Annotated in this window: 21 protein-coding genes and 1 pseudogene; 15 read left to right on the forward strand and 7 right to left on the reverse strand. The window is 70.8% G+C overall.

Translation table 11 applies throughout. The annotated features are described in order from the left end of the window. Positions 1–29: 29 nt before the first annotated feature. On the reverse strand, positions 30–1652 hold the full coding sequence (locus tag OG302_RS03755) for a GMC oxidoreductase (RefSeq protein WP_371525361.1): 1623 nt from the start codon (positions 1650–1652) through the stop codon (positions 30–32). 201 nt (positions 1653–1853) lie between these two features. Between OG302_RS03755 and OG302_RS03760 the strand changes: the two genes are divergently transcribed. After that, the gene (locus tag OG302_RS03760) at positions 1854–2501 is read left to right on the forward strand and encodes a TetR/AcrR family transcriptional regulator (protein WP_371525362.1); all 648 of its coding nucleotides are present in this window, start codon (positions 1854–1856) and stop codon (positions 2499–2501) included. A gap of 161 nt (positions 2502–2662) precedes the next feature. Further along, positions 2663–4039 (forward strand): (2,3-dihydroxybenzoyl)adenylate synthase, encoded by a 1377-nt coding sequence (locus tag OG302_RS03765; protein WP_371525363.1) that lies wholly within the window; start codon positions 2663–2665, stop codon positions 4037–4039. 487 nt (positions 4040–4526) lie between these two features. Here OG302_RS03765 and OG302_RS03770 read toward each other — a convergent pair whose 3' ends face one another. After that, a complete protein-coding gene (locus tag OG302_RS03770) occupies positions 4527–4733 on the reverse strand; it encodes a hypothetical protein (RefSeq protein ID WP_371525364.1) in 207 nt (68 codons plus the stop codon). Positions 4734–4851: 118 nt separating this feature from the next. Between OG302_RS03770 and OG302_RS03775 the strand changes: the two genes are divergently transcribed. Continuing rightward, positions 4852–5253 carry a nitroreductase family deazaflavin-dependent oxidoreductase gene (locus OG302_RS03775; RefSeq protein ID WP_371525365.1) on the forward strand — a complete coding sequence of 134 codons (402 nt, stop codon included), beginning with the start codon at positions 4852–4854 and terminating at the stop codon, positions 5251–5253. Between the two features lie 128 nt (positions 5254–5381). Here the strand turns inward: OG302_RS03775 and OG302_RS03780 are convergent, their stop codons facing one another. Further along, positions 5382–6350, reverse strand: a complete 969-nt coding sequence (locus OG302_RS03780) for an ArsR family transcriptional regulator (protein WP_371525366.1) — start codon at positions 6348–6350, stop codon at positions 5382–5384. A 56-nt stretch (positions 6351–6406) separates the two neighbouring features. Between OG302_RS03780 and OG302_RS03785 the strand changes: the two genes are divergently transcribed. From OG302_RS03785 to OG302_RS03795, 3 genes are all read left to right on the forward strand, one after another. Next, complete coding sequence (locus OG302_RS03785; protein WP_371525367.1) at positions 6407–7708, forward strand: MFS transporter; 1302 nt, start codon at positions 6407–6409, stop codon at positions 7706–7708. Between the two features lie 490 nt (positions 7709–8198). Beyond that, on the forward strand, positions 8199–8504 hold the full coding sequence (locus OG302_RS03790) for an STAS domain-containing protein (protein ID WP_371525368.1): 306 nt from the start codon (positions 8199–8201) through the stop codon (positions 8502–8504). A gap of 77 nt (positions 8505–8581) precedes the next feature. After that, positions 8582–9445, forward strand: a complete 864-nt coding sequence (locus OG302_RS03795; RefSeq protein WP_371525369.1) for an alpha/beta fold hydrolase — start codon at positions 8582–8584, stop codon at positions 9443–9445. Positions 9446–9500: 55 nt separating this feature from the next. Here the strand turns inward: OG302_RS03795 and OG302_RS03800 are convergent. Next, positions 9501–9977, reverse strand: a pseudogene (locus OG302_RS03800) (FAD-binding oxidoreductase); the annotation flags it as partial. Positions 9978–9999: 22 nt separating this feature from the next. Between OG302_RS03800 and OG302_RS03805 the strand changes: the two are divergent. The 3 genes from OG302_RS03805 to OG302_RS03815 all read left to right on the forward strand — a co-directional run bounded on the left by OG302_RS03805 (position 10000) and on the right by OG302_RS03815 (position 11780). Further along, entirely contained in the window at positions 10000–10398 is a 399-nt protein-coding gene (locus OG302_RS03805; protein WP_371525370.1) for a VOC family protein, read from the forward strand. Further along, positions 10392–10559 carry a hypothetical protein gene (locus tag OG302_RS03810; protein ID WP_371525371.1) on the forward strand — a complete coding sequence of 56 codons (168 nt, stop codon included), beginning with the start codon at positions 10392–10394 and terminating at the stop codon, positions 10557–10559. The genes OG302_RS03805 and OG302_RS03810 overlap by 7 nt, the downstream gene beginning before the upstream one ends. A gap of 141 nt (positions 10560–10700) precedes the next feature. Next, positions 10701–11780, forward strand: coding sequence for a polyprenyl synthetase family protein (locus tag OG302_RS03815; protein WP_371525372.1), 1080 nt, complete (start codon positions 10701–10703; stop codon positions 11778–11780). Between the two features lie 8 nt (positions 11781–11788). Here the strand turns inward: OG302_RS03815 and OG302_RS03820 are convergent, their stop codons facing one another. The 3 genes from OG302_RS03820 to OG302_RS03830 all read right to left on the reverse strand — a co-directional run bounded on the left by OG302_RS03820 (position 11789) and on the right by OG302_RS03830 (position 15264). Then, positions 11789–12706 (reverse strand): serine protease, encoded by a 918-nt coding sequence (locus OG302_RS03820; protein WP_371525373.1) that lies wholly within the window; start codon positions 12704–12706, stop codon positions 11789–11791. Positions 12707–12853: 147 nt separating this feature from the next. Further along, positions 12854–14011: a winged helix DNA-binding domain-containing protein gene (locus OG302_RS03825; protein ID WP_371525374.1), complete on the reverse strand. Its 1158-nt coding sequence runs from the start codon at positions 14009–14011 to the stop codon at positions 12854–12856. Positions 14012–14052: 41 nt separating this feature from the next. Beyond that, positions 14053–15264, reverse strand: a complete 1212-nt coding sequence (locus OG302_RS03830; RefSeq protein WP_371525375.1) for a PucR family transcriptional regulator — start codon at positions 15262–15264, stop codon at positions 14053–14055. A 107-nt stretch (positions 15265–15371) separates the two neighbouring features. On the opposite strand from OG302_RS03830, the gene OG302_RS03835 reads away from it, so the two are divergent. The 6 genes from OG302_RS03835 (at position 15372) to menC (ending at position 21811) form a co-directional block, all read left to right on the forward strand. Then, the gene (locus tag OG302_RS03835; protein WP_371525376.1) at positions 15372–16232 is read left to right on the forward strand and encodes an SGNH/GDSL hydrolase family protein; all 861 of its coding nucleotides are present in this window, start codon (positions 15372–15374) and stop codon (positions 16230–16232) included. Between the two features lie 46 nt (positions 16233–16278). Further along, positions 16279–17199: an acetylxylan esterase gene (locus tag OG302_RS03840; protein WP_371525377.1), complete on the forward strand. Its 921-nt coding sequence runs from the start codon at positions 16279–16281 to the stop codon at positions 17197–17199. Positions 17200–17684: 485 nt separating this feature from the next. Beyond that, entirely contained in the window at positions 17685–18722 is a 1038-nt protein-coding gene (locus OG302_RS03845; RefSeq protein WP_371525378.1) for a dipeptidase, read from the forward strand. 41 nt (positions 18723–18763) lie between these two features. After that, positions 18764–19855, forward strand: a complete 1092-nt coding sequence (locus OG302_RS03850) for a M20 family metallopeptidase (RefSeq protein WP_371750012.1) — start codon at positions 18764–18766, stop codon at positions 19853–19855. Then, positions 19852–20673 (forward strand): GNAT family N-acetyltransferase, encoded by an 822-nt coding sequence (locus tag OG302_RS03855; protein ID WP_371525379.1) that lies wholly within the window; start codon positions 19852–19854, stop codon positions 20671–20673. The genes OG302_RS03850 and OG302_RS03855 overlap by 4 nt, the downstream gene beginning before the upstream one ends. Before the next feature lie 37 nt (positions 20674–20710). Continuing rightward, the gene (menC, locus tag OG302_RS03860) at positions 20711–21811 is read left to right on the forward strand and encodes an o-succinylbenzoate synthase (RefSeq protein ID WP_371525380.1); all 1101 of its coding nucleotides are present in this window, start codon (positions 20711–20713) and stop codon (positions 21809–21811) included. Positions 21812–21883 lie beyond the last annotated feature (72 nt).

A 21883-nucleotide genomic window follows, 5' to 3' on the forward strand; every position in this document is an offset into this window, starting at 1 on the left:
GGGGTGCCGAGATCGCCGGATCCCGGGATTCAGATGATGGTGTCGATGTCGTGGGTGGTGATGGCGTCCATCGCCCGTTCGGCCACGGCGGCGATGGTCATGGACGGGTTGCACGCACCCGTGGTGCCGGGGATCAGCGCGCCGTCGAGCACGTAGAGCCCGCGTTGTCCGCGCACCCGGCCGTCGATGTCGCACACGGTGCCCATCGGTGCTCCGCCCAGCGGGTGCCAGGTGCTGTTGACCAGGGAGTTGGTGTCCGTGAGCACGCCGAGCCCCTTGGACACCCCGGAGATCCGGCGCTGGATGTGCCGGTGGCTTGCGGCGTCGCCGTCCCGGGGCCAGTGCAGCGACACGGAGTCCGCGGAGGCGTCGTAACGGAAGTGGCCGCGATCGGGGCTCACCCCGAAACCGACCAGCATGGTCGTCCTGGTGTCGAGGCCCAGGGGCGGCAGCGACGCCTGGATGATCGTGTTCGCGGTGGCCGGGTCCTGCCACGCCTTGCTGCCGAAGACCACCGGGCCGCCCTGCTCGCTCCCGAAGTCGTCCCGCAGGTTCGTCCATGCGTAGATGCGGTCGCCGTTGGTGCCCCATCCTTCGCCGAGGCCGTCGGGCAGGCCGGGGACTGTGCCGGTGGCCGCCGCGCGGACGAGGAGCTTGCTGGTGTTGACGCTGCCGGCCGCCATGACCAGGCCACGCGTGATGAGAATCTTCTGTTCCCGCACCCGTCCCGAGTCGTCGGTGCGGTCGACCCGCACCTCCCAGCGGGCGTCGGCGGTCCGCGCCACGGACGTGACGTTGTGGTGCGTCGCGACGGTCACCTTGCCGGTCGCCTCGGCCTGCCGAAGGTAGGTCACGTCGACGGAGTGCTTGCCGCCGTTGTTGACGCCGAGGGCGCAATCGCCGTTCGTGTACGACGGTTTCATCTCGCCGCGCAGTTCGGCGAGGGCGTAGTCCCAGTCGATCGGCATCGGGATCTTCTCCAGGCCGTACCCGGCTCCGCGCACCCGCTCGGCGAACACCCTGGCCGCGGCATAGGTGGGCGTGCTGACCAGCGCCTCGGGGGCCGTGGCCACCCGGAGCATGTTCGCGACCCGCGGGTAGTGGATCTCGTTCATGCGCCGGTAGTCGAGTTCTTCGGGCAGCCAGGTGTTGAACACCGCCTCCGACGGCTGGAGGGTCATGCCCTGGTAGACGAGCGATCCGCCGCCGACCCCGGCCGCGCAGACGCTGAGGATGTTCTCTCCGAGCACGGGTTCCAGGAGCCCCGTGTAGGGCGCGAAGTTCAGCGGGGTTCCCAGCAGTTTGGCGAGGGGCCTGACCGCCGCCGGGAGGGTGCCGTACCAGAGCACGCGTTTGTCGAGGCCCGAAACCCGGGGGAAGGTCTCGGCGTTCGGTCCTGTCCGCCAGCGCCGGCCCCGTTCGAGCACGGTCACCGGCAGGCCGGCCTGCGCGAGGCGGAGCGCCGCCACACCTCCCCCGAAGCCGGATCCGATGATGACGACCCGGTGCTCTTCCCGGGTCAGCCGTACGCGGGTCAGCGGTGCCCGGGTTGCCCGGGAAGGTGCAGCCGAGGCGGTCGGACACGGGAGGACGCTCGCGGTCGCGAGTCCGGCGGCGCCGGTGAGCAGGGCGCGTCTACTGGGAGGGGGCATGAGCGGCTCCTGGACGGGCGGGTGGGGGTGCGAGTACGAGCGCGACGTGATTGACGTGCGCATGACAGTTCCAGCCAACAAGGGTTACCCGCTGGTCACTTACGGGAGAGTAGGGCTGGGTGTCAGTCTGTGACAAGACGTCTGCATGCGTCACCTGGCGGCTCGCTATGCTGCCGTGATCGAGGCAGAGGAGAGTCGAGAGTGCGCGACGCGCCACCCACCGAGCCAGGCCGGACGCCGGAGGACGACGTCAGACCGTCGCTCGTCCAACGGCGGAAAGCGGCTCTCCGCTTCGAGATCGCCCGTGAAGCCGTCCGCCTGTTCACCTCACAAGGCGTCACCGCCACGACGGGCGAGCAGATAGCGCAAGCCGTGGGGATCTCCGCCCGCACGATGTGGCGTCACTTCCCCACCAAGGAAAGCTGTGTGCTGCCCCTCCTGTCGGCGGGGCTGGACTTCGCCGTGGCGGAACTGCGCAACTGGCCCGCGGAGATGAGCCTGCTGGACTTCTTCGCGGAGACCTGCCGGGTCGGCGAACTGCCCGCCTACACCCCCGTCATCCTCGACCTGATCCGGATGACCTCCACCGACCCGGCGCTGCGCGCGGTCTGGCTCCAGGCCCACGACGACGCCCTGCCCGTACTCGGCAGGCTCCTCGCTCAGCGGTCCGGCGGCAGCGCCGACGACCTGAGCGTGAAGGTGCACGCGGCGACCCTCAACGGCGCGCTGCGCGCGGCGGCGGAGGACTTCGCCCAGCGGTATGCGGATGACCCCGCGGCATCGGGCGAAGAGATCACCGCTTGCCTGCTCGCGGCCTTGCGTGCGGCGTCGGAGGGCTTGCCCTACTGACGCCTGAGGGGCTTGCTCTACCGGTGGCCGACGCCTGGGAGCGGCAGACACCCAAGACCCGCGGCGCAGCAAATGCTGGTTGTCGCTTCCGCATCCGGCATGCAAGTCTGAGCCGCCCGTGATCCACATCCTCACGCGGCCACCCGGAAGGAGCCCGGATCATGCTGAAAGGCTGCACCCCGCGCCTGCCCGAGGCCATCGGCCGCTACTACGACCAGGGGTATTACCAGGGCGCCGCCCTGCCCCAGCTCCTCGCCGAGCACGCCCGTACGTACGCCACCCGCACCGCCCTCGTGCACGGCGAGCGTCGCCTCACGTACCGCGAGCTGAACCGCCGCGTCGACCGCATGGCTGCCGGGCTCACGCTCCGAGGCGTCCGGGCGGGCGACCGGGTCATCGTCCAGCTCCCGAACATCCCTGAGTTCGTCATCACCGTCTACGCCCTCATGCGTGCCGGTGCCCTTCCCGTGCTGGCGCCCACCTCTCACCGCACCGACGAGATCGGGCACCTCACCCATGTCACCGAAGCCGCCGCGTACATAGGCCCCGGCGTCCATCGCGGCTTCGACCACACGAAGATGGCCTCGCAGGTCAGCGACGACAATCCGCGCCTGCGCCGCGCTTTCACCCTTGACGACCCCGATGGCGGTCAGGGCGGCTTCGCCACCGCTGCCAGCGGATGTCTGTTCTTCCCCTTCAGCACCTTGGACGCTCCGCGCGGCCCGGACCGCGCGTACGACCCAAACGACGCCGCGTTCTTCCTGCCCTCGGACAGGCCGTCGGGCAGGTCGCCGGACAAGCCGTCGGACAGCGCCATGGCCGTGCCCGATCTGGTCCCGCGCACCCACAACGACTACGCGTACCAGAGCCGAGCCGCTGCCGAACTCATCGGCCTGGGCCCCGATGACGTCTGCCTCGCGGCCCTCCCCGCCGCGTCCAACTTCGTCTTCGGCTGTCCCGGCATCGTCGGAACCCTGGCGGCCGGCGGCACCGTCGTACTGATCGACGACCCCGAACCCGCCGACGTCTTCCGTGCGATCGAGACGGAAAAGGTCACGATCGCCTCCCTCAGCGCCGCCGACGCCGAACCGTGGCTGGACGCCCTCCCCGACGGCCGGTACGACTTCTCCAGCCTGCGCCTCGTCCAGGTCGTCGACGCACCGCTCCACCCCGAACTCGCGGCCCGCATCCGGCCTGCCTTCGGCTGCCGGCTCCAGCAGGTCTTCGGCATGGCCGAGGGGCTGCTCTCCCTCACCCGCCTCGCCGACACCGACGAGGTCATCCATCACACCCAGGGGCGCCCCCTCTCGCCGGGGGACGAGGTCCGTCTCACCGGCCCGGACGGCACCGACGTCCCGGCGGGATCTCCGGGGCACCTCTGGACGCGCGGCCCCTACACCCTGCGCGGCTACTACAAGGCTCCCGGCCAGAACGCCCGCGCCTTCACCCCCGATGGCTTCTTCAAGACCGGCGCCCTCGCCCGTCTCACCGAAGACGGCAACCTCGTCGTCGAAGGCCGCGTCCGGCCCGAGGACTGAGCGAGCGACGGCCACCGTGTCGCACCGAGCCCGGTGCGACATGGCGCGGCATCATTCGACCTGCGAGCGGGCCCGTGGCTCGGACGTGGCGCCTGCCTGCATCAGCTGCGTGCACCACACGCATTCCTCACCCGCATGTGCGGGCGAATCCAACCAGTAGGCACCGGTGAGGAGTTGACCCTGGGGCGGCGCGGGAAGCGTGTCTCTCGTGTCATCATCCATGTTCCGCCCAACGAGCCCTGGTGGGCGGGGTTTTGGGGGCGCCAATCACACCACTCCCACAAGCAGCCCATCTGCCTGAAGTTTCCTCTGCGGTGTCATCAAACGGCAAAGAGCGGGTAGAAGAAGCGACTTCTGGCTTCCAGGCCTGGGCTGTCGCCGTCCATGACCTTGCCCCCGGTCAGCCGGCTTCGGGGCCGCCTACGTCGTCGGCGGAGGCGACGAGAACGATGCCCAGCGGCTGGATCGTGCTACTGATTCCCCCAGGTCAGGTGCGCCCGGTGGCGGGGCCGACGGCCGCGGCGGTCACCACGAAGAGACCATGTGCTCCGGCGTGGCAGCGAATAGGGAGCGGTGAGTACGTCTGCTTGGCTCCGAAGGGCAAGGAGTCCCGGATGCCACCCGCTTCTTCGACGTGTCGCGCGTGATCTTCCTCGACTCTGGGGCCGAAGTCGGCCAAGCGGTCGAAGACCATGTTCGACGTCTCGTTACGCCGGGCGCGCCGACGCGGCGCCACGTTGGCGGGAAACCGCGGCGCGACCGTGAAGAGTTGGTCAGCACAGTCGGAACAGGTACACAAAGGGAGACGGCAGATGCTTTTCGGTAAAGAGCATGTCGAGCGTTACGTGGCGACCGATGGCGAGGAAGGGCACGACTGGCAGAACACGACGGTGCTGATCCTCACCACCATCGGCCGCAAGAGCGGCGAGCAGCGCAGCACTCCGCTGATCTACCAGCCTTACGGAGACGACGTGCTCGTGGTGGCATCCAACGGCGGAGCCGACGAACCGCCCCTCTGGTTCCGCAACATCGAGGCGAACCCCGAGGTCCAGGTGCAGGTGAAGGGCGACAAGTACACCGCCCGTGCACGCACCGCCACCCCGGAGGAGAAGCCGGACATGTGGCGGACCATGGCCGCCACCTGGCCTTCCTATGACGACTACCAGCGCAAGACGGACCGGCAGATCCCGGTGGTGGTCCTGGAACGCGTCTGAGACGCAGGCCACCGGATGGGCATGACGGACGAGCCGATGGTCGATGCCGATGTCGACGCGCTGGTCGCTATGGTGCTGCCGCACTTCGCCGACGGTGCCGCCCCCGCTTGACCCTGCGGACTCGTCCGTCAGTCGCCCGCCGTGAGCAGCGCTTCTCCCACGCTCGTCCGCGCGTAGAGCACAAGCCGCCCCGTCCGGTGCGCCGTCACCAGGCCCGCCGCCCGCATCGCCGTCAGATGCTGCGACACGCCTCCGGCGGTGAGGCCGGTGCGCGCGGCGAGGTCGGTCGTGGTGGCGGGGGCCGTGAGCTGGGTGAGGAGAAGGGTCCGGGAGCGGCCGAGGACGGCGGCCAGGGCGGTGGAGGGCGCCGCGGCACGGGGGTGCCACAGCGTGCCGACGCCCCGGGGCGGGTACCGCAGGGTCGGCTGCCAGGGGTCGAAGCCGATCGTGGAGAAGATGCGCGGCCAGATGAACGCGGAGGGGCACAGCAGGAGTCCGCGGCCGTCCAGGGTGCGCTCGCCGCGGACGAAGCGGTGCTCCAGGTTCAAGGTGCCGGAGTTCCAGGCGAGTTGGGGGTCCAGGTCGTCGAAGAGGCGCCGGGCGCCACCCTCGGCCAGGAGTGTGGCGCGGTGCAGGATGTCACCTTCGAGCAGGGTGCGGATGCGCGGCCAGTGCGGGGCGATCGCCACGTCCCAGTAGGCGGCGATGGTGTCCGCGAGCCGGCCGAGGCCGCGCTCCGGGTCTGCGCGCAGGGCTTCGACGCCTGCCTGCGCCGCGTCCGACGAGGTACGCAGCAACTCGTACGGGGTCGTGCGCAGGGCCGCCAACTCCACGTCGAGGGAGGGCTGCGGGGTGGTCGGCGGGGGAACCAGGAAACCCGGGATGCCGTACGTGGGGACCTGGACCAGAGCGGAGAGCGGGGCCAGGTCCAGTTTCGCGGCCGCGAGGCGGGGGCGGACCTGATCGGCCCAACGCCGGTGCAGTCCCTGCTCGTCGGCGCCCTTGAGGACCCGCACGCTGGCCACGACCTCCCACAGCGGGGAGACCGCGAAGCGGGTGCGGGCGACGTCCTCGGCCGTGAACTCGATCTGCAGCATTCAGCTCACGCTAAATCATTGGGGGGCCGCACGGACCGTGGGGCAGTTTGGCCGCCATGATCAGACGACCGGACCAGCCGCCCAGCACCGCCGACTCCCTCTGGACAGCCGATTTCCGCGCGCTGTTCACCGCGAGCGCGATCAGCCAGCTCGGCACCAACATCGGGTACGTCGCCCTCCCGCTGCTCGCCGTCTCCGCACTGGACGCGAGCGCCGGACAGGTGGGACTGCTCGCCGCGCTCGGCACCGCTGCCTTCCTGCTCATCGGGTTGCCCGCGGGAGCCTGGGTGGACCGAATACGGCAACGGCGGGTGCTGATCGTCGCGGATCTGGTGCGGGCGGCGCTCTTCACCTCGATCCCGGTGGCCTGGGGGCTCGACCGGCTCACGCTCGGCCAGCTCTACGTGGTCGCGCTGCTCAATGGCTGCGCGACCGTGTTCTTCGACGTCGGCTCGCAGACCGTGCTGCCCCAACTGGTGGGCCGCGACGGGCTGGTGCGGGCCAACGCCGCGATGGTCAGCCTCCAGGCCGCGGGCAGCATCGGGGGCCGCGGCGCGGGCGGCGGTCTCGTCCAGCTGCTCACCGCGCCGCTCGCGGTGATCTGCAGCGCCGTCGGGTATCTGGCCTCGGCGATCAGTCTTACGCGCGTACGCCCGTCCCAGCCGGCCCCGCCCCGAGGGGAGCACCCCACCGGGCTGCGCACGGAGATGGCGCAGGGCCTGCGGCACGTGCTGGGCAACCAGGAGCTGCGCGCCCTTGCCTTCTCCGCCGCCATACTCAATTTCGGTTCGGTGATCGTGAACACCCTGCTCCCGGTGCTCTTCGTGCGGGAGCTCAAGCTGCCCGAGGGCGTGCTGGGCCTGTACTGGGCGGCGGGCGGCCTCGGGATCCTTCTCGGCGCCCGCACCGCCCGCGCCATCGCCGGGCGCTTCGGCTACGGCCGTACCCTCGGCCTCGTCGGCCTCTGCCTGGCTCCCGCCGCGCTGCTCGTCCCGCTGATCGACCGGGGCGGCTGGCTGTATGTGGCGGGTGCCGGCTGGCTGATGGTGACCTTCAAGATGGGTGTCGACAACGTGCTCGGCGTGAGCCTGCGCCAGCAGCTGACGCCGAACGCCCTGCTCGGCCGCATGAACGCCACTTTCCGCTTTCTGCTGACCGGTGCGATCGCGGTCGGCTCCGCGGTGGCGGGAGCGCTCGGCGAGTTCACCGGACTGAAGACAGCGCTGTGGGTGGGCGGCGCGTTGATGTCGGTCGCGTTCCTGCCGGTCCTGCTGTCGCCGGTCCGCACCCGGCGCGAACTCCCCCGGCCCGATGTCCCGAGCGGGCCACGCCCGGCACCCGTGACGAAATCGGCCTGAGCGGCACGAGGACCGTTGCCGTCGTTTGACGCGATCTGGCCTGCCTACCTGTTCGCGACGAGGGCAGGCATGCCAGCGAGGCAGCCTCCCAAGTGCCGCGCCGACCAGGAGATCTCGCCGGCTCCTGAGCACTTGGTGGAGGAGCGGGCCTCGCCTCTCGAGGAGGGAGCACTCCAGGCGGGGCCCGCGCAGACATACCCTGGTGCTCCGGCGGTCTGCCCACCCCAGCGCGGCACCGACTCCGCCCCGAGGTGTCCCTGCAAGCAGCGTTCCACTTATGACGTGCGTGCGGCGCAGCATTTCGGGGCATATTCATGCGCGACGGACGAGCAACCAGGAGGCCGCTGTCTGACGGACCCACCCGCACACCCCATCGGCCCGATCCGCGCACCTGACCCGATCCACGCACCTGAGGAGACCACCCGGTATGGCTCCCGCCTCATCCGAACCGCTGCATGTGGATACGGTCTTGGGCCTGGATCCGGTACTGATGCGTGTGTCCGGGGACCTGGACATCGAGAGCGCGCCCACGCTGCGAAACGCGCTGGAGCCCTTGCTGGCCAGGAGGGTCGAGTTGGATCTCGCCAACGTCACGTTCATCGACTCCTCCGGCGTCAACGAACTGCTGTCGCATCACGAACGGTGCCGGGCGGCGGACGGCCGCCTGATCGTGCTCCATCCGTCCCGGGCCGTGCGGCAGATCCTCCAGCTCCTCGGCGTGGACGGGCTGCTGGCGGGTCAGCGCAGGACCGACGGGACGCGTGATCCGGGGGACGACACACCGGGCCGGTTCTAGCCCTGCCGCGGCGCTCGCTTTTTCGCTCTTATTTATTCGGTGTGCGAAACACCGTGTGCCTCCTACAGTGACCGGCGATGACACTCCTACATGCACACGACTACGGGGGCGAAGGCCCTCAACTGGTTCTCCTGCACGGTTTCTCACGGTCACTCACCGACTGGGACGCCTCGGCCGCATTCCTCACCGCCGGGCACCGTGTTCTCGCCGTCGACCTTCCCGGACACGGCCTCTCTTCTCGCCTCTCCCCCTGGACCATCCCCGCCGTGCTGCGGGACATCGCGGAGACTCTCGACGCCCACGGGGTGTCGGAGGCCGTGCTGGTGGGCCACTCCCTCGGTGGCATGATCGCCGTCGAGTACGCCCGGACCTACCCGGAACGTGCCCGCGCCGCCGTGAACCTAGACGGCTTCTGGTGGCCACGCGCATACCCCGGCGCCGAACGCGTGAGTGAAGGGCTGCTGGCGACGGCCGGGGCCATCGCGCCACCCGAGTACGTCGAGCAGAAGGTCGACGCCGCTGTCCGGTTCGGGATTCCCGCCGATCACGCGGAGGCCGCTGCCCGCGCTGCCGCACGCCCGTTGCCCGACGGCAAGTGGCAGACGTTGCCGGAGCCGGCGGAGGCGAGGGAGATCGTGGACGAACTCCACCGGCTCTCCGCGCTCGGTGTCACGGCATGGCTGGAGGGGGTCGAGCGCCCACTGCTGTTGGTACAGGCCGGGCGACAGCTGCCGCCCGCGCCCGGCATGGAGTGGTTCGCCGAGTTCAGCGCCCGGTTCGCCCAGGGGGTGTCCGGCGAGTTGGACGTGCTCTCCCGCGCCCGGCCGACGGTCACTGTCCGCCGGATCGAGGCCACCCACCCCATGAACATGGAGGTTCCTGAGGCGGTGGCGACGCTGGTCGCCGGATACGTGCGGGAACTGCCCGCCCAGCGGATGTGAGAAAGCCCCGTTGACCTGCCTTCGGGCAGGTCAACGGGGCTCTGCCGAGCGGCCCTCAGGACAGCACCTTGCCGGGGTTCAGCACGCCGTACGGGTCGAGGGCCCGCTTCACGGCCTGCTGCATGGCCATGACCTCCGGCGTGATCTCCGCGGCGAGCCCCGGGCGTTTGAGCAGGCCCACCCCGTGCTCGCCGGTGACCGTACCGCCCAGGGCGATGGCATCGGCGATGATCTCGGCGAAGGCCGCCTGGGCGCGCGTGCGTGCGGCGTCGTCGCCGGGCTGAGTGATCAGCAGCGGATGCAGGTTGCCCACGTGCGCGATGTTGGCGATGAGGATGTCGTGCCGGACGGCGGTCTTCTCGATGCGGCCGAGCATCTCCGGAATGCGCTCCTTGGGTACGCAGACGTCCTCGGTGAGGACCGGGCCCAGGCGTTCCAGCGCGGGGTAGGCGAGTCGGCGGGCCGCGAACAGGGCATCGGCCTCGTGCTCGTCGGTGGACCGCTCGGCCCAGGAGGCGCCCGCCCCGCGGAAGCGGGGGCCTAGGCTCCGGCACATGCTGAAACTCGGAGTTCCCGTCATCGGTGTCGGCGACATCCCCCGCGCGGTCGCCTTCTGGACGCAGGCGCTGGACCTGGTGGCCACCGAGGAGTGGAAGAGCGAGGCCTGGCGGACGCTCGACCACGCGGACGGCTCCGGCCGGGCCCTCGGCCTGCAGCACAGCACGTCGCCGGCGGAGCCCCGGCCGCGTCTCCACCTGGACCTGTTCACCGACACCACGGAGGAGCAACGGGCCGAGGTCGGGCGGCTGATCTCACTGGGTGCGCGAGCCGTCGAGTGGGAGCTGTATCCGCCCGACCCCGACTTCGTCGTCCTCGCCGACCCGGACGGCAACCTCTTCTGCGTGGTCGACCTGAGCCGTGCGCCCAGCGGCAGCACGTCGACACCGTGCTGAGCACCCATCCGTTCCTGGTCATGGGCACCCGCAACATCGACGCGCTGCGCGAGCGCGGAGCCGTGCCCAACCCGTTCTTGATCGGGGAGCAAGAGGTACGGCGCAACTTCGCGGTGATGGCTTCGTGCGTGAAGGCAGGGGTGCTGCAGAAGCAGGAGTGAGCCTCGGGCCTGTTCACAGCTCCCTCTTCACGGCCCCCTTTACGGCCTCTGTTCACGGCCCCCGGTACCGGTGACGGAGCCTTCCACCCCGAATGGCAGGCTGGACACCGCACCCGTACAGGAAGGTCGGCCCGCAGGTCTATGAACAGCAGCACTGTCAGCGCCTTCGAGCGTGCCGCCGGTCACCAGCGGCGGTTCGACGCGTCCTTCGAGAAGTACTTCGCCGAGCTCGCGGGTGACCTCAACGGGGCGCGGCTGGGCCGCTTCCCGGCCCGCTGCCTGGAACTCCTGTCACAGCTTTCGCTGCGCGGCGGGAAGCGGATCCGGATCACCCTTCTCCACGAGGCGGCCGGCCTCGTCACCCGGGACGAGGTGCCCGGGCTCGCGGAAGCCGCGCTGAGCCTTGAGCTGCTCCACAGCCACGCGCTCATCCTCGACGACATCATGGACGACTCACCGATGCGGCGCGGTGGCCCCTCGACGTACTACGCGTGCCGTGAAGACTTCCCGGACCACCCGCAGGCCGCTCTTGGCCTGGCGATGATGGCGGGCGATCTCGCCGGTTTCCTGGCCCTGCGCGTCCTGTTCGACGCCGACCTGCCCGCCGACCGCAAGCAGGCCATGCTCGACGTCCAGCTCGGGGTGACGACCGACACCGTCATCGGCCAGGTGCTCGACCTCGAACGCGACGTGAACCCCTCGAACGACGAGGGGCTCCTTGAGACGGTGTGCGAGTACAAGACCTCGCGCTACAGCATCCTCGCTCCCTTGCGCCTCGGCCTGCTCGCCGCGGGCGAGAACCTGGCGGAACACGAGGAGAGCCTGCGCCGCTACGCCCGGCCTGCCGGGCTCAGCGGTCAGATACGCGACGACTACCTCGACCTCTTCGGCGATCCCGACGTCACCGGCAAGCCCAGGGGCGCCGACCTGCGGGCGGGCCGCCACACCTACCTCACCCGCGAGCTCCTCGCCGCCACAGACGGCGAGGACCACGACACCGTCAAGGCCGCCCTCGGCAACCCGCACTGCACACCGCAGGCCATCGACCGCATCCGCGACATCGCCCACCGCCACGACGTCCACACCCGCCTGCAGAAGACCATCGATCACTATGCCCACGAGGCGACAGCCGAAGCCGCCACCTGGCACGGGCACTGGAACGGCGACGCCGTGTCCCTCTTCGAGCAACTGCCGCAGTGGAACACCCGCAGAAACCGGTGACGGACGCCTCAGCCCTGCTGGGCCCGGTCGTACACCTTCTTGGCCGTGGCTCCCCAGACCTCTCCGTACATCTTGGTCGGAGTCAGGGAGTCCAGTGAGCTGTTGACCGAGACGAGGACGCCCTTGCCGGTGGTGGCGTTGAAGTCGGCGAGCCACGGGCCGCCGCTGGAGCCGCCGCTCATGTCGCAGGGGATGGCCTGCGTACCGTTCTCCTTCTTCGCCGTGCCGACACAGCGCAGCAGTTCCTCGCCCAGCTGGGGGCGGGTGGCGGAGTAGCCGAAGGAGGAGATGGTGCCGCCGACGGGGCGGTTGAAGGCGATGGCCTGGGAGCCCACGAGGTCGGTGAGCTTCTTGCCGTTCTTGTCCGCGTCGACGGTCAGTGCCGACATGTCGTTGGTGGAGTCCTTCTCCCAGCTGCGCGGGGCCGCCGCCGAGCGCACCGCGAACGCGCCGTAGGGAGCCTTTCCCTTGTGGTAGGCGGGGACGAACACCATCGAGAAGTTGGTGTTGACGGGCGAGGAGCCCCGGCGCACGCAGTGGGCCGCGGTCATCACGGCGGAGCGGTTGGCGCTCTTCACGGCAGTGGCCGTGCACCAGGTGTCGGCGCCGTTCACATTGACGAAGAACAGCCGCCCCACGCTCTTCAGGGTGGTGCCCCGCCATGGCTTGGCCTTCGGCCCGGTCGGACCGAGGTCCACCGACTTGCCGACGGCCTTCATACGGGCGGGCGTCCAGTAGGCGAGGGCTTCCCGGCGTTCTTGAGCGGTGAACTTCAGGACGGAGACCGGGTCGGCCGCGGCGGCGGCGCCGACGGGATCGGCCGTGGCCGGGACCGGGACAGCGAGGGCGAGAGCCATACCGGCCACGGCGAGTGCCGCGACGCGGCCGTGGAGACGCAGGATCATGGAAGTGGATGTCCCGGGCATGGTGGAGATCTCCTCAGTGGTGACGGAACGCGGCGGACGGGGTGGTCGGTCCGCAGGGCAAGAGAGAAGAACTCCGCGTCCGGTTGGCGCTGTCGACGATCTGTGACACAAGGGCGCGGATCGCACGTGCCCGTCGAGGTGCGCCGGCTACAGCATGCGCACCTCGACCTCGGTCTCCGGAAGTTTCGTCCACCAGTGGTGGAATCGGCTGTAGACGGCCGCCTCGCGGTCGCCGAGGAACGCCGTCAGGGACCGGGCCTCCTCGGCGAGTGCGTCCCAAGTGGCGGGTGACAGCGGGTGAAAGGCCGTGGCCTCGATGGCGTCGGGCAACGGGCGCCACACACCGGCGACATGACCGTCGACCAGCAAGGTGGGCAATACGTCGCCATTGCGCCGGATCACCCATGGCCGGTACGCCGGGGGTATCACGCGACCGCGGTCGGAGTACGCCAGCAGAATGCTGTCCCACATGGCCATGAGCCGCGCGGGGGCGGGGGTTTCGGCGGGCGGCCGGGAAGCGCCCGGGAGGTCGAAGAGCGCTTCCCCGTCCGGCCCTTGGAGCCGCTCGACCGTGTCACCCAGGGCAAGGAGCGCCGTGCGTACGGCTGTTCTCTGTGCCATGGAGAACTGCGCCACGTCCGCGACCGACGCGGGCCCGAACCCTGCCAGGTAGCGCAGGACCAGGGCCCGCAGCGCCTGCGGGTCCGCAGCCCGGCCGGCCGGCACGGTCCCGTTCAGTGCTGCGACGAAGGACGGCCGGAGTCCGAAGGACCAGGGCGCGCCGGTCGGGGCGTGGTGCAACGGCGCGTACGCCTTCAGCCCCCACCACGCTCCCTCGTACTTCTCCGCCTTCGACGCCTTCTCCGCGCCGAGGCGCTCCTCGAGCCACTCCTGTATCTGTGCCGAGGTCCGCGGCAGGGCGGCGAAGTCCAGCAGCTCCGGCACCACTGCGTCGGCGTCCGCCGGGGTCAGCCCCGAGGCGGCGAAACGGGAGCCGAGCCGGGAGGCGTACAGCGTGGGCTGCATCGCCGCGCGGAAGGCGGGATAGTCCTCGGCGTGCACCGCGTGCAGTGTGATCCGCATCAGGGTCGCCTTCACCAGCGAACGGTCGGTGAACGCGGCATCGAGGTCCGCCGCGGTGAAGTCGGTGAGCCGGTTCCACAGGGCGAGGTAGGGGGAGACAGGCTGCTGTGCCTGGAGCGCGACCACGCGGCGCATGCCGTCCTGGACGGTCAATGGCTCACGTTCGAGGAGCAGTTGGCGGCTGAGGGTGGCACGGTTCAGTTCGCGCGCGGTGATCATCACGGTTCTGGATTCTGCCCTGTGCGCACGTGCCCCGTCCTGCGTCAGGCGCGCCCCGTCGCGTCGTATGCGCTCAGTGCTGCCCGCAGCGTCAGAAGATCGGTGTGTGCGGCGAGGTCGAGGCCCGTCAGGGTGGCGATGCGGCGCAGGCGGTAGTCGACGGTATTGGGGTGCACGTGCAGGCGCGCCGCCGTCTCGCGGCGGTCCAGGTTCGACGCGAAGTACGTCCGCAGGGTCGCCGGCAGGTCCGGGCCGTCCGCCAGGGGGGTCAGCAGCGCGGCCAAGTGGGCGCGGGCGGGGCTGGCGCGGGTGAGCTGGTAGTCGAGGAGCAGCGCGGTCAGGGGGTAGACACCCGGCGGCCGTCCCGTGCCCGTCGCGGTGTCGCGCAGCTCAGTGGCAAGGCGGACGGCGTGCGGGACGTCGGCCGGGGTGCTCGCGGCGACTCCCGCGACCAGGGGTACTCCGCTGACGGTGATGAGGGAGGCCGTCAGCCTTTCGAGCCGGGCCCGGTCGGTGTCGGCCGCGCGGTCCGGTGGCGCCTCGGACGGGATGAGCGCCAGGCCCTCGTCGGCGGACAGGCGGGAGAGGACGGGTTGGCCGAGGGTGCGGTCGAGTTCCGTGCGCAGGCGTCTGATCTTGCGGCGGGAGGCCACGGTGGCGTCGACGTCGCGGCGGTCCTCGTCGGGGTGGCGCCCGATGGTGAAGGCGAGGGCCAGATAGCACGGCGGGAGGCGTATCCCCAGGTGGGCGGAGTCGAGTTGGGTTCCCCTGCCGTCGAGCAGGGCGGACAGGACGGTGTGGCGGGCCGCGTCGCGCTCCCCGATCAGGGACTGGCTCTCCTCCACGTATCCCGAGGTGACGGCGGCCGTGATCTCCCGCAGGCAGTCGAGCAGCAGCCGGTGGGCCTCGATCAGGTCGTGCGGTTCGGCCGTGGCCGTCACCTCCTCCACGCAGATGCGGGCCCCGTAGTGGTAGGCGCTGATGACCGCCTCCACGGGGATGCGCTCCTCGGCGCGCCTGGCCGCCGAGCGGCGCACCGTCTCGAGGAACTCCGGGGGTGGCATGCGCTCGGTACGCAGTACGTCGGCGAAGGCGCGGATCGTCATGTCGACGATGGCCCGGACGTCGCCGTGCAGTTCCTCGGCGGGCAGCCGCGCGTAGACCGGCAGGTCGTCGGCGATGCGCCGGGTGACGGTCGCGGCCAGTCCGGGTACGTCGGCGATCAGGAAGCGGCCCACGCTTTTGTCACCGGTCACAACTGATCCCCCGGAAAGTCTGGTGGCGCGCCCAGAACACCCGGGCGGCGATGGCCCGGATCATAAGGGCGTCCGTTACCCCCGGTACACCCCACACAGGAGAGCCCGTGCGCCCCACACGCGCCCGCACCACCGCGGTCATGGCCGCCGCCCTGTCCGCCTGCGCCCTTGGAGTCTCTCCGGCCGGCGCGACGTCCTCGCGGGCCGCGGAGCCGCTGGAGTACGTCGCCATCGGCGATTCGTTCGCGGCAGGACCCCTCGTCCCCGACCAGAGCCAGTGGTCCTGTCTGCGCTCCGCACGGAACTATCCGGCGGTCGCCGCCGAGGCGTTGGGCGCACACCTCACCGACGTCAGCTGCTCGGGCGCGAAGGTGAGTGACTTCTCGGGCCGCCAGTTCGGGCTGCTGCCGCCCCAGTACGAGGCCCTCAAGCCGAGCACCGACCTGGTGACCCTGACCATCGGCGGCAACGACGTCAGTCTCGTCGCCACGGCGCTCGGCTGCGTCAACCTGCTGCCGAAGCCCGCCGGCATCTCCTGCGCCGACACCGCCGCGGCCAAGGGCGACCCCACCGCGAAGGCCATCGAGGCCTGGAGCGCCACCTTCGGCCGGGCCCTCGACGAGGTGCACCGGCGCGCCCCGAACGCCCGGATCGTCGTCGCCGGGTACGCCACCTACATCCGCAAGGACGGCTGCTGGCCCACCCAGCCCATCTGGGACAAGGACGGCAACTACCTCCAGGCTCGCGTGAACCAGCTCAACGGCGTGCTCGCGCAGCAGAGCAAGGCCAACGGCGCCACGTACGTCGACACCGCTGCCGTCAGCGCCGGGCACGATACCTGCGCCGCGACCTCCGAGCGCTACATCGAGGGTCTGGTGCCGTCCAGCGTCGCGGCACCGCTGCACCCGAACGCCCAGGGCATGGCCGCCTTCGGCGAAGCCGTCGCCCAGGCCGCGGCGCGTCCGTGACGGCCCGCACCGCGTGACGGCCCGCACCGCAGGAGAGGAGATCCCCATGCCGAGGAATCGTCGGGTGCGGCGGTCCGCCGCCGTCCTTGCGGCGTCGCTCGCGCTGTCGGCCGCGCTCACGGGCCAAGGGCTCGCGCAGCCGAGTCCCGGGCCGGACGCCGGGCGGCCCGACACCGGTCCTGGAACGGCCGCTCGTAGGGTCGACGGTTGTCCGTCGGTCGGCGGACGCTGGGCCGAGGACGGCCCCTTCGCCGTGACCAAGGAGCGCGCCGGACCGAGTCACACCATCCTGCGACCCGCTGAACTGGGCAGCAGGGGATGCACGAAGCACCCGGTGATCATCTGGGGCAACGGCTCGTTCGTGACGCCGGTCATCTACGACGGGCTCCTGAAACACCTCGCCTCCCACGGGTTCATCGTGGTCGCCGCGAACACCACGCAGTCGGGCTCGGGCACCGCCATGCTCGACGGTCTCGACGTGCTGAAGAAGGCCGATGCGGACCCCCGGAGCCCGTATTACGGCAAGGTCGACCTGGAAAGGGTCGGCTCGTCGGGGCACTCGCAGGGCGGCGGCGGAGCTATCAACGCCGGTGCCGACCCGCGCGTCGACGTGACCGTCCCCGTCGAGCCGGGCCCCCAGGGCAGGATCGGCGATCTCAAGGGCCCGATGTTCATCCTCGGCGGCGAGCACGACCTGGTGGTGATCCCCGAGCTTCTGGTGATTCCCCGCTACCACGGCGCCGGTCATGTCCCCGCCGTCTACGGGGAGTTGGCGGGAGCATCGCACGTGACTCCCGCAGGGGACGGCGGCGGGTTCCGGGGTCCGATCACCGCCTGGTTCCGGTTCTTCCTGATGGGCGACCAAGAGGCGCGCGGCGAATTCTTCGGCGCCGACTGCCGCGCGTGCTCCTCACCTGTCTGGTCGGACTTCCGGCGCAACGCCAAGGCGGTCGGGTACGAGGGCTGATCCGCCGTGCCGCGTCTGCACCAGGGGATCTCGGTGCAGACGCGGCGACGGTCGTCTCGGCTCCGGCCGCGTGGAGTTGACCGACGGCCACGGCGATGCCGCTCAGCGGGGAGGTGTTCCTGGTCGCGGTGCGCCGGTGTACGTTCGATGAGTCGGCGGTAGAAGTGGCCGGTGACCTTCGGGCCCATGCCCCCAGGATGCCGAGCGGCGGACGTATCTCTTCCGGTGGTGCGGAGACCCTTGGACGTCCTGCGCCGAGAAGTCTTGGGGGCCCGGGGCGTCGCGCGCTTCGTCGCCCGGTCCGAACCCTGCGCGGCCGGTATGCGGGGATCCCAGGCCGGCACGGCTCCCCTGCCCTGGGCGATGGACGCCGGGCAAATCGTCCGGGGATACGGAGCTCGTTGTCGATGTTGGTTCTTCCCGACGAACCTTGCTCCTCCGGACTCGCATAGCGTCGCAGGCATGTATCAGAGGAGGAGTCGAAGGTGACCGAAGATCTGCACAGCCGAACGGTCGTCGCCGACACGCACAACGACCTGCTCATGTCGGTGGTCGAGCGACCACCGCACCGATGGGCGGAGTTCTTCCGCGAGCGCTGGCTTCCGCAGCTGCGCGAGGGCGGCGTGAACATACAGGTCCTGCCGGTGTTCGTGGACGACCAGTACCGCCCCGAAGGCGCACTGCGCCGCACCCTGCGGATGATCGAGTGCGCGCACGCCATCGCCGAGGGGAACCCCGACCACGTACGCCTGTGCCTGGACGGCGAGGACATCGACGCCGCGCTGGCGGCGGGCCGGATCGCCCTGGTGCTCGCTCTGGAGAGCGCACCCGGTGTGGACGCGGACGTGGAGCTGTTCCGCACGCTGCACCGTCTCGGCGTCCGCATGGTGTCGATCGCCCACTGGGGGCGGTCCGCGCTCGGGGACGGCAGCGGGGAGGACGCCACCGGCTCCAGACTCACCCGCGACGGCGTCGAGGCGCTGCGCGAACTGGAGCGGCTCGGCATCGTGTTCGACGTCTCCCATCTGGGGGCGGCCGGTGTGGCGCACGTGCTCGAACTCGCCTCCCGGCCGCTGATCGCCTCGCATTCCGGGGTACGCGCGCTGTGCGACCACCATCGCAATCTGACCGACGAGCAGATCCGCGGCGTCGCGGCCACCGGCGGCGTCGTCTGCGTCAACTTCGTCCCCGACTTCCTGGCCGCGGAGCGGGAGCGGCAGACCATCGACCGGGTCGTCGACCACATCGAGTACGTCGTCGAGCTGGTCGGCGTCGAACATGTCGGCATCGGCCCGGACTTCCTGCGGGAGGTCGCCGCCGACATCACCCCGCCGTGCTGCGACGGCGGCGACTACACGGGCGTCGCCCTCGACGCCTCGCTCCCGGGCCTGGACGGACCTGCGGAGCTCCCCGCACTCACCGAGGCCATGGCCAAGCGGGGCCTGGACGAAGACACCATTCGCGCGGTCCTGGGCGGCAACGTGCAGCGCCTCTTCCGCGAGCAGCTGGGGAGGACCCGATGAGCGGCGCGATACCGGAGCAGCCGGACCTCAGTCTTCCCGCGATGCTCGCGGACCTGGAGGAACTGGTGGTGTGCGAGTCCTTCTCCTCCGACCTGGAGGCGGTGGCGCACAGCGCGGACGTCGTGGCCGCGCAGGGAACCCGTCACCTGGGCGTCCCGCCCGAACGCATCGTCGTCGACGGCATCACGCACCTGCGGTGGTCCTTCGGCACGCCCCGGGTGCTGCTCCTCGGGCATCACGACACGGTGTGGCCGATGGGCTCGCTGGCCACTCATCCGTGGTCGGTGACCGATGGCATCGCGCGCGGCCCGGGGATCTTCGACATGAAGGCCGGTCTTGTGCAGATGTTCCACGCGCTGGCCACGCTGCCCTCCCTGGAGGGAGTCTGTGTCCTGGTGACCGGCGACGAGGAGGTCGGCTCGGACGCGTCGCGAGCGCTGATCGAGGAGGCCGCCGGCCAGTGCGCGGCGACCTTCGTCCTGGAGGCGTCGGCGGACGGCGGCGCGCTGAAGACTGCCCGCAAGGGCACCTCCGCCTACGAGTTGGTGGTGCACGGCAGGGCAGCGCACTCCGGCCTCGAACCGGAGAAGGGCATCAACGCGGCCGTGGAGGCCGCGCATCTGACCCTCGCCCTGGACACGCTGGCCGAGGAGATCAACATCGGCGCCCCGCAGGACTGGCGCACCACCGTGGTCCCCACGGTGGTCGGGGCCGGCACGACGACCAACACGGTGCCCGCCGAGGCGCGCGTCTCGGTGGACGTCCGCGTCCCGACCCTCAGCGCGCAGGAGCGGGTGGACGTGGCGATGCGCGCCCTGAAGACCACCGTGCCCGGTGCGAGCCTCGACGTACGCGGCGGCCCCAACCGGCCGCCGCTCGAGGCGACTTCCTCGGCCGGCCTGTTCGAGCGGGCCCAGCGCATCGCCGAGCGGCAGGGCCTGGGCCACCTGTCATCCGCCGCGGTCGGCGGCGCGTCCGACGGGAACTTCACCGCCGGGCTCGGCTGCCCCACCCTCGACGGCCTGGGCGCTGTCGGCGGCGGAGCGCACGCCGACAACGAGCACCTGGTCGTCGCCGAGATGGTCCCCCGCGCCCGGCTGCTCGCAGCCCTCGTCGAGGAGGTGGCCCGGTGAGCGCCCTCGACGTACAGGCACCGGCCACCCAGCACGGTCTCGTCGTACGGGAGCTGCACGAACTGCACGAACTGGAGGGCGCCAACGCGTTGTTCGAGACGATCTGGGGCAGCTCCCCCGGCAGCTCGCCCATGGGTGTCGAGCAGATGCGGGCGCTGTCCCACGCGGGCAACTACGTCGCCGGAGCCTTCGAGGACGGCCGGCTCGTCGGCGCGTCCGTCGCCTTCTTCGCGGCCCCGGCCGGCGAGGCCCTGCACTCGCACGTCACCGGTGCGCTGCCGGGCCGCCGTGCGGGCCTTGCCCTCAAGCTCCATCAGCGCCGGTGGGCCCTGGACCGCGGGCTGCGCCGGATCACGTGGACCTACGACCCGCTGGTGCGGCGCAACGCCCACTTCAACCTGACGAAGCTGGGCGGGCGGCCGGTGGAGTACCTCACCAGCTTCTACGGGGCGATGGACGACGTCATCAACGGCGGTGACGACACCGACCGGGCGCTCATCGCCTGGGAGTTGAACGACGCCGCGGCCATCGCCGCCGTGGAGTCGCGCCTCCTGCCCGTGACGGTCCCCGACGACGCCGCGACCGCGCTGTCCGTGCGCGACGGCCTGCCCGCCGTCGGGCGCCTGGACGACGCGACCCTGATCGTCGAGGTGCCGCCGGACATCGAGGGACTGCGCCGCACCGACCCCGGCGCGGCCAAGGCGTGGCGGCTCGCGATGCGCGAGGTGCTCGGCGGTCTCCTTGCCGATGGCGCCCGCGTCACCGGCTTCCATGACCGCAGTTCCTACGTCGTCGCGCGCGCCACCGACGCCACGTGACCGCCGTCCTCTCCCCCTCCTCCAGGAGCCAAGCAGCATGAAGATCAACGGAATTGAACTGCGCCGGATCGCGATGCCCCTGCGGGCGCCGTTCCGGACCTCCTTCGGCGTCGAGACCGCACGCGACGTCCTGCTCGTCCGCGTGGTCACGCCCGACGGCGAGGGCTGGGGCGAGTGCGTCGCCATGTCCGAACCGCGCTACTGCTCCGAGTACGTCGACGGGGCGGCCGACGTGCTGCGCCGCTTCCTGATCCCGGCGCTGCCCGCCGAGGCGGACGCCCACGCGGTCAAGCGCGCCATGAAGCCGTTCAAGGGTCACAAGATGGCCAAGGCGGCCCTGGAGACGGCCGTACTCGACGCCCAGCTGCGCGCCACCGGCCAGTCCTTCGGAGGCTTCCTCGGCGCCGAGCGCGAGACCGTTCCGTGCGGTGTCTCCGTCGGCATCATGGACTCGGTCCCCGAACTCCTCGACGCCGTCGGCGGCTTCATCGAGGAGGGCTACGTACGCATCAAGCTCAAGATCGAACCGGACTGGGACATCGCGCCGGTCCGCGCGGTGCGGGAGCGGTTCGGCGACGACCTGCTGCTCCAGGTGGACGCCAACGCCGCGTACACCCTGGCCGACGCGCGCCGGCTCGCCAAGCTCGACGCCTTCGACCTCCTGCTCATCGAGCAGCCGCTGGCCGACGACGACCTGGTCCAGCACGCCGCACTGGCCAAGCAGCTGCGTACGCCGGTGTGTCTGGACGAGTCCATCGAGTCCGCCGAGGACGCCGCCGCGGCCATCACCCTGGGCGCCGCGTCGATCATCAACGTCAAGCCGGGCCGGGTCGGCGGCTATCTGGAGGCCAAGGCCATCCACGACGTGTGCGTGGCCCACGGCGTCCCCGTGTGGTGCGGAGGCATGCTGGAGACCGGAATCGGCCGCGCCGCCAACGTCGCGCTCGCCGCGCTGCCCGGCTTCACACTGCCCGGCGACACGTCAGGCTCAAGCCGCTACTTCGCCACGGACGTCACCGAGCCCTTCGAACTCGCCGACGGTCATCTCTCCGTCCCCACCGGCCCCGGGCTCGGTGTCGAGCCGGTCGACGAGATCCTCGAACGGGTGACCACGGCCAAGGAGTGGATCCAGCTGTAGCGGATCCACTCGGCGGCGACAGCGTGAAACGGCCCCTGGGGCAGGTCCTTCCCGGACCTGCCCCAGGGGCCG

Source organism: Streptomyces sp. NBC_01283, assembly GCF_041435335.1.
Lineage (GTDB): Bacteria > Actinomycetota > Actinomycetes > Streptomycetales > Streptomycetaceae > Streptomyces.

Excerpts from the sequence above, each read along its gene's own strand:
- OG302_RS03755 (WP_371525361.1), bottom strand. The coding sequence starts at position 1,652 with ATGCCCCCTCCCAGTAGACGCGCCCTGCTCACCGGCGCCGCCGGACTC.
- OG302_RS03765 (WP_371525363.1), top strand. The coding sequence starts at position 2,663 with ATGCTGAAAGGCTGCACCCCGCGCCTGCCCGAGGCCATCGGCCGCTAC.
- OG302_RS03770 (WP_371525364.1), bottom strand. The coding sequence starts at position 4,733 with ATGGTCTTCGACCGCTTGGCCGACTTCGGCCCCAGAGTCGAGGAAGAT.
- OG302_RS03775 (WP_371525365.1), top strand. The coding sequence starts at position 4,852 with ATGCTTTTCGGTAAAGAGCATGTCGAGCGTTACGTGGCGACCGATGGC.
- OG302_RS03780 (WP_371525366.1), bottom strand. The coding sequence starts at position 6,350 with ATGCTGCAGATCGAGTTCACGGCCGAGGACGTCGCCCGCACCCGCTTC.
- OG302_RS03785 (WP_371525367.1), top strand. The coding sequence starts at position 6,407 with ATGATCAGACGACCGGACCAGCCGCCCAGCACCGCCGACTCCCTCTGG.
- OG302_RS03790 (WP_371525368.1), top strand. The coding sequence starts at position 8,199 with ATGCGTGTGTCCGGGGACCTGGACATCGAGAGCGCGCCCACGCTGCGA.
- OG302_RS03795 (WP_371525369.1), top strand. The coding sequence starts at position 8,582 with ATGACACTCCTACATGCACACGACTACGGGGGCGAAGGCCCTCAACTG.
- OG302_RS03805 (WP_371525370.1), top strand. The coding sequence starts at position 10,000 with ATGCTGAAACTCGGAGTTCCCGTCATCGGTGTCGGCGACATCCCCCGC.
- OG302_RS03815 (WP_371525372.1), top strand. The coding sequence starts at position 10,701 with ATGAACAGCAGCACTGTCAGCGCCTTCGAGCGTGCCGCCGGTCACCAG.
- OG302_RS03820 (WP_371525373.1), bottom strand. The coding sequence starts at position 12,706 with ATGCCCGGGACATCCACTTCCATGATCCTGCGTCTCCACGGCCGCGTC.
- OG302_RS03840 (WP_371525377.1), top strand. The coding sequence starts at position 16,279 with ATGCCGAGGAATCGTCGGGTGCGGCGGTCCGCCGCCGTCCTTGCGGCG.
- OG302_RS03850 (WP_371750012.1), top strand. The coding sequence starts at position 18,764 with ATGCTCGCGGACCTGGAGGAACTGGTGGTGTGCGAGTCCTTCTCCTCC.
- menC (WP_371525380.1), top strand. The coding sequence starts at position 20,711 with ATGAAGATCAACGGAATTGAACTGCGCCGGATCGCGATGCCCCTGCGG.